At 62.1% G+C, this 7,662-nt stretch carries 11 protein-coding genes; 7 read left to right on the forward strand and 4 right to left on the reverse strand.

Going from position 1 to position 7,662, the window contains the following annotated elements; translation table 11 throughout:
• Together NA4_RS41705 and NA4_RS32625 are read left to right on the forward strand one after the other, a co-directional pair.
• Positions 1–792, forward strand: a 792-nt coding sequence (locus NA4_RS41705; RefSeq protein ID WP_067479017.1) for an Rv0361 family membrane protein, incomplete at its 5' end; no start/stop codon positions are given.
• 95 nt (positions 793–887) lie between these two features.
• Positions 888–1,931 (forward strand): fused (3R)-hydroxyacyl-ACP dehydratase subunits HadA/HadB, encoded by a 1,044-nt coding sequence (locus tag NA4_RS32625; protein ID WP_067479031.1) that lies wholly within the window; start codon positions 888–890, stop codon positions 1,929–1,931.
• A 40-nt stretch (positions 1,932–1,971) separates the two neighbouring features.
• Here NA4_RS32625 and NA4_RS32630 read toward each other — a convergent pair whose 3' ends face one another.
• The 3 genes from NA4_RS32630 to NA4_RS40940 all read right to left on the reverse strand — a co-directional run bounded on the left by NA4_RS32630 (position 1,972) and on the right by NA4_RS40940 (position 3,112).
• Positions 1,972–2,262, reverse strand: coding sequence for a DUF6968 family protein (locus NA4_RS32630; protein ID WP_157129440.1), 291 nt, complete (start codon positions 2,260–2,262; stop codon positions 1,972–1,974).
• A gap of 14 nt (positions 2,263–2,276) precedes the next feature.
• On the reverse strand, positions 2,277–2,531 hold the full coding sequence (locus NA4_RS40935) for a hypothetical protein (RefSeq protein WP_157129441.1): 255 nt from the start codon (positions 2,529–2,531) through the stop codon (positions 2,277–2,279).
• Between the two features lie 395 nt (positions 2,532–2,926).
• Complete coding sequence (locus NA4_RS40940; protein WP_157129442.1) at positions 2,927–3,112, reverse strand: hypothetical protein; 186 nt, start codon at positions 3,110–3,112, stop codon at positions 2,927–2,929.
• 173 nt (positions 3,113–3,285) lie between these two features.
• On the opposite strand from NA4_RS40940, the gene NA4_RS32635 reads away from it, so the two are divergent.
• The 5 genes from NA4_RS32635 (at position 3,286) to NA4_RS32655 (ending at position 6,589) form a co-directional block, all read left to right on the forward strand.
• On the forward strand, positions 3,286–3,621 hold the full coding sequence (locus NA4_RS32635; RefSeq protein WP_067479021.1) for a hypothetical protein: 336 nt from the start codon (positions 3,286–3,288) through the stop codon (positions 3,619–3,621).
• Complete coding sequence (locus tag NA4_RS39670; RefSeq protein WP_084497670.1) at positions 3,602–4,126, forward strand: DUF6879 family protein; 525 nt, start codon at positions 3,602–3,604, stop codon at positions 4,124–4,126. The genes NA4_RS32635 and NA4_RS39670 overlap by 20 nt, the downstream gene beginning before the upstream one ends.
• Complete coding sequence (locus NA4_RS32645) at positions 4,123–4,947, forward strand: helix-turn-helix domain-containing protein (protein ID WP_067479025.1); 825 nt, start codon at positions 4,123–4,125, stop codon at positions 4,945–4,947. The genes NA4_RS39670 and NA4_RS32645 overlap by 4 nt, the downstream gene beginning before the upstream one ends.
• A gap of 104 nt (positions 4,948–5,051) precedes the next feature.
• The gene (locus NA4_RS32650; protein WP_067479027.1) at positions 5,052–5,981 is read left to right on the forward strand and encodes an inositol monophosphatase family protein; all 930 of its coding nucleotides are present in this window, start codon (positions 5,052–5,054) and stop codon (positions 5,979–5,981) included.
• A 68-nt stretch (positions 5,982–6,049) separates the two neighbouring features.
• Entirely contained in the window at positions 6,050–6,589 is a 540-nt protein-coding gene (locus NA4_RS32655) for a DUF6879 family protein (RefSeq protein WP_084497671.1), read from the forward strand.
• 65 nt (positions 6,590–6,654) lie between these two features.
• Here the strand turns inward: NA4_RS32655 and NA4_RS32660 are convergent.
• Positions 6,655–7,662: glycoside hydrolase family 183 protein (locus tag NA4_RS32660; RefSeq protein WP_067479034.1), on the reverse strand; the 1,008-nt coding region annotated here is incomplete at its 5' end.

Consider the following 7,662-nt stretch of genomic DNA (forward strand, 5'->3'; position numbering starts at 1 on the left):
CCCGCCGACAGTGGCCGGGCGGGCACCGATCGTGTGGTCGCGCCCGCGGCGGGCCCGGTGCCGATCACAAAGCCGCCGAGCACCCCGCGCCCGGCGGGCGGTCCCAAGCAGCCCGGACCACACGGCCCGTCGGCGCCACCGCAACACGGACCGGGAGTCGAGGAGACCCGCCCCTCCCCGCAGCGATCGCCGGGCGTCCCCCGACAGGTCGCCACAGCCCCGTCACCCGCGGACGTCCAGCAGACCGTCCCCGCGCAGTCGATGGCCGGTCCCCGTCCGCCGCAACCGATCGCGCAGCCGCAGCGGATCGCTCCGCCTCGGCAGCCCGGCACCGCGCCGTCTGATTCCGCGCGGTCCAATCGGCGGCTGCTCGTGCTGGGCGGTGCGGCCGCGCTGGTGGTCGCGCTGGTCGCGGTGATCGTGGCGCTCGTCACGATGTCCGGCGACGACTCCCCCGAGGCGCAGGTGCGGGCCACCATCACCGACTACACCGATGCTCTGAAATCCGGCGACCTGGCCACCCTGCGTTCGACTACCTGCGGGCCGTTGCACGACTTCTACCAGGGCATTCCGGATGACCAGTTCGCCGGCGTGCACAGGCTCTCGGTCGAGCGCAAGAATATCCCGGTGGTCGACAGCATCGACGCCATCCGCGTCACCGACGACACGGCCATCGCTCAGGCAACGGTGTACACCGAGGCCGACCCCGGCAATCGGTCGCAACGCACCTTCGACCTGCAACGCACCGACGACGGATGGAAGGTCTGCGACCCGCCGTCCGGCACCCAGTAACCCACCAGCGTGATAGCAGAGCGGCATCGATGCCGGTCGCACGCGTCACACATGCCTGGTCAACGGTCCGGCTCGCCAGTAGCATGACCCAGGTCATGAGCAGGGAACAGACGATGGCGCGGCCGGATATCGATGCGGTTCCGGCAACGCCGGCCGGACAGCGCTTCCGGGTACACGATCACTACGAGGTCGGCCGGGAGAAGGTCCGCGAGTTCGCCCGTGCGGTGCAGAACCAGCACGCGGCACATCAGCATGAGGCCCACGCACGCGCGCTGGGCTATGCCGGGATCATCGCTCCGCCGACCTTCGCGTCGGTGATCGGGATGACCGGAACCAGGGCACTGCTCGATTCGGTGCTCACCGACTACGACCTGTCCCAGTTCCTGCAGACCGACCAGATCTTCGAGATCTACCGGCCGATCCTGGCCGGCGACCGGCTGACCAGTGAGATCGTCATCGAGTCGATCCGCCGGTTCGGCGACAACGACTTCATCGTGGTGCGCTTCGCGCTGATCAACCAGCACGACGAGGTCGCCATCGTCGGGTCGACCACGATCGTCGCGCGCCGCGGCGCCGAGGTCGACGCCAACCTGGCCGACGTGATCGAGAACATCATGATGCACGGGCGTCCGGCCGAATCCGACGGCGACACTCTGGTCGCGCTCGGCGCGAGCCCGCTGGCCGAGCCGGCCGATTCCGGGATCGAGGCGGTCCACACCGTGCCCGCGTTCGACGATTTCGTCCCCGGCGACCTGCTGCCGGTCGGCAGCTTCCGGCTGACCCGCGGCGACCTCGCCAACTACGCGGGCGTCTCCGGCGACGCCAATCCGATCCATTTCAGCGACCACGCCGCACAGGTGGCCGGGCTACCGACGGTAGTCGCCCACGGCATGCTGACCATGGGCCTCGCAGGCGGCTATCTCACCTCCTGGCTGGGCGATCCGACCGCCATCCGCAAGTTCAGCGTCCGCTTCTCCGGCTTCGTCCCGGTCGCCGCCGACACGGCGAGCACAGTGGAATTCACCGGCCGCATCAAATCGCTCGACCCGAACACCCGAACCGCCACCATCCTCCTCGGCGGCGCCTCCGAGGGTCGCAAGCTGTTCGGGCGCGCTCTCGCCGAGGTGCGGCTCCGCTAGGCGCTCACGGCAGTAAGGGGCTTCGTCAGCCGAAACGGCGCTACTGCGCAGCTGGGAAGCCCAGATCAGCGCTCCCGTTGTAGGTGTACAGCTCCTCTCGTTGAGCGAGAAGCCGACCAGCGAACGACATAGCAAGCAACAGCGCTTGCACCGAGTCGCCGCCATAGATCCGCCGCGTGAACGGCTCCGGCTCCATTCCGTCAATGCGGACACCACACGACCACGCTTCACTGTCGTCCTGCACCGGCTTGCCGAACGTTACTGTCACTGAGCGGTCGCCTTGGCGCAGCTCCCGACTTGCGATCGGCTCACCCAGCTCGTCGATCTGCATGTTCGAGACTCTAATCATGGCCGCACCGGTGCCTGTCCTGACATGTGCTCGAACGGAGGGCTGACCTTGCCCGCAAGGCAGTCGGCGTACCAACGCGCGGCGACCTCATAGCAGCCGCTCCGCTTGGACCGTTTGCATTCCGGGATAAGCGTTTGGTAGTACCACATGTCGCAGTACTGTTTCTCGACCTCAGACGGACCGGCATTGGCGACAATGGTTTTGGTGCAGTGCGACGCGGCAATGGTTGGTTGAGCCAGCGCTGCGGGCATAGCAGGCAGCACAGCGAGAACACCAACGGCGATGGACGCAATAAGGGTTCGCATGATTCCCCCACGGAATCGGAAATGGAACAACCCCGTATGCACATCGGATGTGCTGGGTTGCCTGTGACCATCTCTCTGGCTGACGAAACGCGTGTTGTGCTGTCAGTCGCGCGGGCGGTGCCCGCTGACGTGTACGAATGCGAACCGTCATTGCTCTAGGTACAGCCGCTCATTCGGCAGCCTTGGAAGCCCTGCCGCACTACCAGGGATCACGGTTACCGCGTCGACGTAGTGCCGCTCGCGGTGTTCTCGTATGAATACCCGAGCAGCAAGGGCGCTCGCAGCGAAGTCCAGGCGGACCCCGTGTATCCACACGGACAGATGAACGTCTACGTCGGCAGTCACTGCCTGGTCTCCGCTTCGGGGTCACCGGTGCCGGGGGAGACTTCACCCCGGCACCGGGAGTCCTTGTACGCCCACTCGGCCATCGCATCGGCAAACAGCCAAAGCATCAGCAAGGGCGGGGGTTCCGCCTGTCCGGGAAGGGCCTCGTAGACACCCGGTACCCGTTGCGGTAGCGCAGCCATCGAGTGACCTCCTAGCGTCGCGTGCTGGTCACAGACGCTATGTACAGGTACTGGGCTATGACCAGCTGTTTGTAGATTTTTGCAGCAATTCAGGTCGAATCATTGACCTGAACTGCGAATCGGGAGGACGCTCATATCGAGTTACTTCAAACTCCGACTGTGAGGTACACGTCATGAAGCTCCGCTTCCTGGGGAAGAACACCCGTAACAACGGATCTCCAACCTTGTGGGCATCGGATCGGAACACCTACGTCGTGTTGGGCTGGGATGTGCTAGGCAAGGACTCTCGGCACATCGAGATCCCACACCCGTTGTTGGCCTACCTCGAGCGGGGCACCTGTCTCGGTACCTTGCTCCGAGACAGCGGACACGGGACCTTCTACCTCGAAGGCGAGCCGGTCACCGATCCGGCTGCACTGGCGGTGATCAAGTCGCCAGCCGGTGAACGCAGCATCGAGGTACCAATGGGAAAGGAAATCCGTCCGGACGATGCAACTACTTACTACTGAAGAACAAGAAGAGTTGTTCAGAAAATGCCGGAAGAGAGCTTTTCACCTGGAGGTACAGGACGCTTATGCGGTAGAGGACGAAGCCGAAGCCCTGGCGAGGTTCCTCGAAACCGGGGAGTTCGAGTACGACCCGGAATGGGAGCACTGGGACAACCTTGTCCGCGAAGTCACTGGTTCCGGGCGAGTGATCCAGCGTGTTCGCGTAGTAACCGAACCTCACGCCGACTATACGAGGTTCTTGCACGCAACCACGGTTAGCAATATCGAATCTGGTGAGGAGATTCGCTGGTTGCCACGGCACACCGTAGACCCTGCCGAACTGACCGCAGACGATTGGTGGGTGCTCGACAATGACACAGTGGTATTCACCGCCTTCAGGCCAGACGGAAAACTCGGGGGCTTCGCAGTAACAACCGACTCGTTCATAGTCCGACACTGCTGCGCTGTTCGTGACTATGTTTGGGATCTGGCCATACCGCATGCGGAATACCGAATCAAACAGTGAGCAGTATCCAGCAGGCAAGAGAGACACTCGGAGCACGGCTACGTGAACTCCGGAAGCAAGCCAACCTGACGGGCCTAGAGCTGGCTGGGCTCGCAGGTTGGGACAACTCGAAGGTATCTCGCTACGAGCACGGCAAACAGACCCCGACCGAGCAGGATATTCACAAGTGGTGTGCGATCACAGACGCTCCGCTTCATGTCCCGGACTTGATTGCGTCGGTACGAAACATCGAAGCCGCCTATATCGAGTGGAAGCGGATACAGTCCCACAATGCTCAGAAGAAAACCGCCGCTATCGAGGCCAGCTCGAAGCTGATTCGCGGATACGACCCGGACCTGGTACCCGGGCTCTTGCAGACCCGGGAATACGCAACCGAAGTCCTTCGGGAGTGCATCCAATTTGTAGGCGGACCCGACGACTTACAGGCCGCTGTCGCCGTGCGGGTGCAACGCCAAAGCGTGTTACGCAAAGGCCCGAGAAGGTTTCACTTTTTGATTGCAGAACAAGCGCTCTATACGACAGTCGGAAGCGATGAGATCATGGCCGGTCAGCTCGAACAGTTGCTGACCTACGTTCGTTCATCTCGGTTGGCTCTGGGTATCATTCCGCGTACAGCTCGGTTCCGGTGTCCGGCTACCAACTTCCTCCTGTACGACCATCGACAGGTCCAGGTCGAAACGGCGACCGCCGAATTGTCGATAGTGCAGCCTCGCGAGACAGCGCTTTACGAGAAGGCGTTTCAGATACTCGCGGGGCAAGCCGTAAAGGGTGAGTCTGCGCGGAACCTGATCCGAAAGGCCCTCGAAATAAGGGCTGGATAGCCCGCACCCGTCGCAGTGGTCATATCTGACCGGAACCGGGGAGGCACGCCATGCATCGACCCCTGCTAGAGCTGCGATGATACCCGAAGAGAGGCGATCACCGGATGACTGGTTCGAGTACGATTCCCGACCTCGCACAACGCATCGCCGGGGTAGTGCGCCAGATGATCGGAGAAATCCGTCCACAACTGATCGAAGCCGCGCTGACCGGCCGCCGCGCAGAAAATGAGAATTTACGCCATACCGACAACTTCCTGTCCAAGTATGACCTGTGGATGCACCAGCGCTACAAAGAGGTGCTGATCGAGCACATCCCCTCGTTCTTCTACGCGTCGGAGGAAGCTGATCCGGAGGTCATCGGAGATGAAGTCGAGCCGGATTTGTGCGTGCTGGTCGATCCCCTCGATACCAGCGAGCTGGCCGTGCGCGGGCTGTACGGCTATACGCATGTCATGGTGTACTCACGCACGTTGGCTCGGCCTGTCGCCGCAGTGGTCGGCGATATCTTCCATAGTATCCAGATATATCTGGCGGCCCGCGATGACAGGTGCAATGATCGAGCATTCATGATCACCGCGGACGGCGACGAACATATTCTCGAGAACCCTTCGCGCGCAGTCCTTTCCGAGGCGTTGGTCACCAATTATATGATGCGCCCCGAACAACGATTCCAACCACTTGCCGACCAGCGGAAATTCATAAGTGCGTTGAGCGCACCGTCTCCCGACGGAAAAGCGAGAGGCCGTATCGGTGTCGACTTCGGCTCGATTGGGTTATGTCATATAGCGGCCGGATTTTCCGACGCTATGATCGAATTCGCAAAGGGATTCGCAATCTGGGACCTGTCGCCTGGTCACTACATTCTTCACGCTGCGGGCGGTACCGTGATCGATCTGCGCGGCGCACCGATCCCGCTAAACTACGGGTTGGGCTCATTGTCAGAAATCAAGAGTGCAATGAACAGGCGCCAAAAATTCATTGCCGCCGGGAACCCTGACCTCGCGAGCGAAATCCGGATAACGCTCGACGTGTGAGACCATGAATACCGCCCAGCCGACGACGACCGCTATTGAATTGCCGATCTCACGGAGGACGATTTACGGTGCAGTACCTTCGAAATAATTGGTCCACCTGGTTGAATCTCTTCCACGGCTGTAAGGCCACAGCATTTCATTTGGAGGTCAGAGACGCCTACGCCGTTCCGCAGGAAAACGAACGCTTCCGACGGTTTCTCAACGGCGAGCCTCCGATAGTGGACGATTACAAGAACGATTGGGTCGCTCTCGTTCGGGCAACTACCGGACGGGGTGTAGAAATGAATCGCGTGCGGGTGGTCACCACTCCCAATTATGATTATCAACGGTGGCTCTTGTCGGTCACTGGCGGCAATGTCGAGGCGGGCGAAGACATTCGCTACGTGCCGCGCCATCTCGCTGGAGAAGTGCCCACCGATGATTGGTGGCTCATGGACAACGAGCGGGTGGTGTTCAACCTGGTGGACGCGAAAGGAGCACAGGCAGAAGGGCTAGCCATAACCATCGATCCGCGGATAGTCGAATATTGCCAGCGTGTGAAACAACGACTATGGGAGTTCGCTACTCCGTACGCCGAATACGTCGATAGCGCCTACGTCCGACAGTGAGAGGTGTTGATGACGCGCGGGAAGCTCTCGAGGGGCGCGGCTTCGAGAGCTTCGCCGCGACTAGGTCAGTCGCTCAGCACCGAGTGCATCAGGTACACGTTGTAATCGCTCCAAGTCGACAGGGTGAAGTAGAAGTCCGACCCCGACGACCACGGGTGGATGAAACCACCGTACAGCTCGGGGTAGTTGAATACGGTCACCGTCGGGGTACTTTCCGACCACGCGCCCTGCGGTGAATCCGCTTCGCGGACGACGATGGCGGCCTTGGCCGTGTCGAGGTAGCTCATCTGCCAGACGTTTCGGGCGGCGTCGTAGCGGACCGAGAGTTCGCCTGCGGGGCCGTTCACTATCGGTGTGGCCGAGGCGAATCCACCGACCGGGGTCCATGTGCCGTCGCGCCAGTACTGGTAGGCGGTGGTGTTGAGGATTTGATCCTGAGGTACTCGGGCCAATCCGACCGCGCCGAGGCGGGTGTTGGGGGTGCCGAACATGTACACGTAGCCGCCGTGCGGAACCATTGCGCTCACTTGGAAATTGGCGAGGCCGAAGATGTTGTCCCAGCGGGCGTGCGGGTCCTTGGTCCAGGTCTGGCCGTGGTCGTCGGAGTAGGCGATGCCGCCGTAGTTGGTGAAGAACGTGCCGGGTGCGCTGTTCCAGGTCCGGATGGACATATAACTCAGGTACTGCCGCTCGCCGACTGCGAAACCCGAGGTGGGAATGGTGGTGACCTCGACATTGTCCAGCTTGCGGCTGGACAGGACCTCGGCGGCGTGGCAGCGGTCGTCGGTGACCATGCGGTCGTAGGTCATCCCGTCGGCGAGGTCGCGGTCGGTACTGAAAGCCAGCACGTTGCTGCGCCAATCCAGCCCCATGCCGCCCGGCGGATGGAAACCGCGTCCGACGGTATCGCCGAACACGGTCGCGATCTCACCCGGCGCGCTCTCCCACATGATGCCGAGATCGGTGCCGTCCACCTGCCAGCGTTTGTCGGTGCGGTTCACCGAGTTCGCGCCGGTCAGCTTGGCCACCTCGCGGGCGGGGCTCAGGCGCGGCGCGGGCCGGGCGGGCGATTG

Origin of the sequence: Nocardia amamiensis NBRC 102102, assembly GCF_001612745.1 — a bacterium.
GTDB classification, from domain to species: Bacteria; Actinomycetota; Actinomycetes; order Mycobacteriales; family Mycobacteriaceae; genus Nocardia; species Nocardia amamiensis.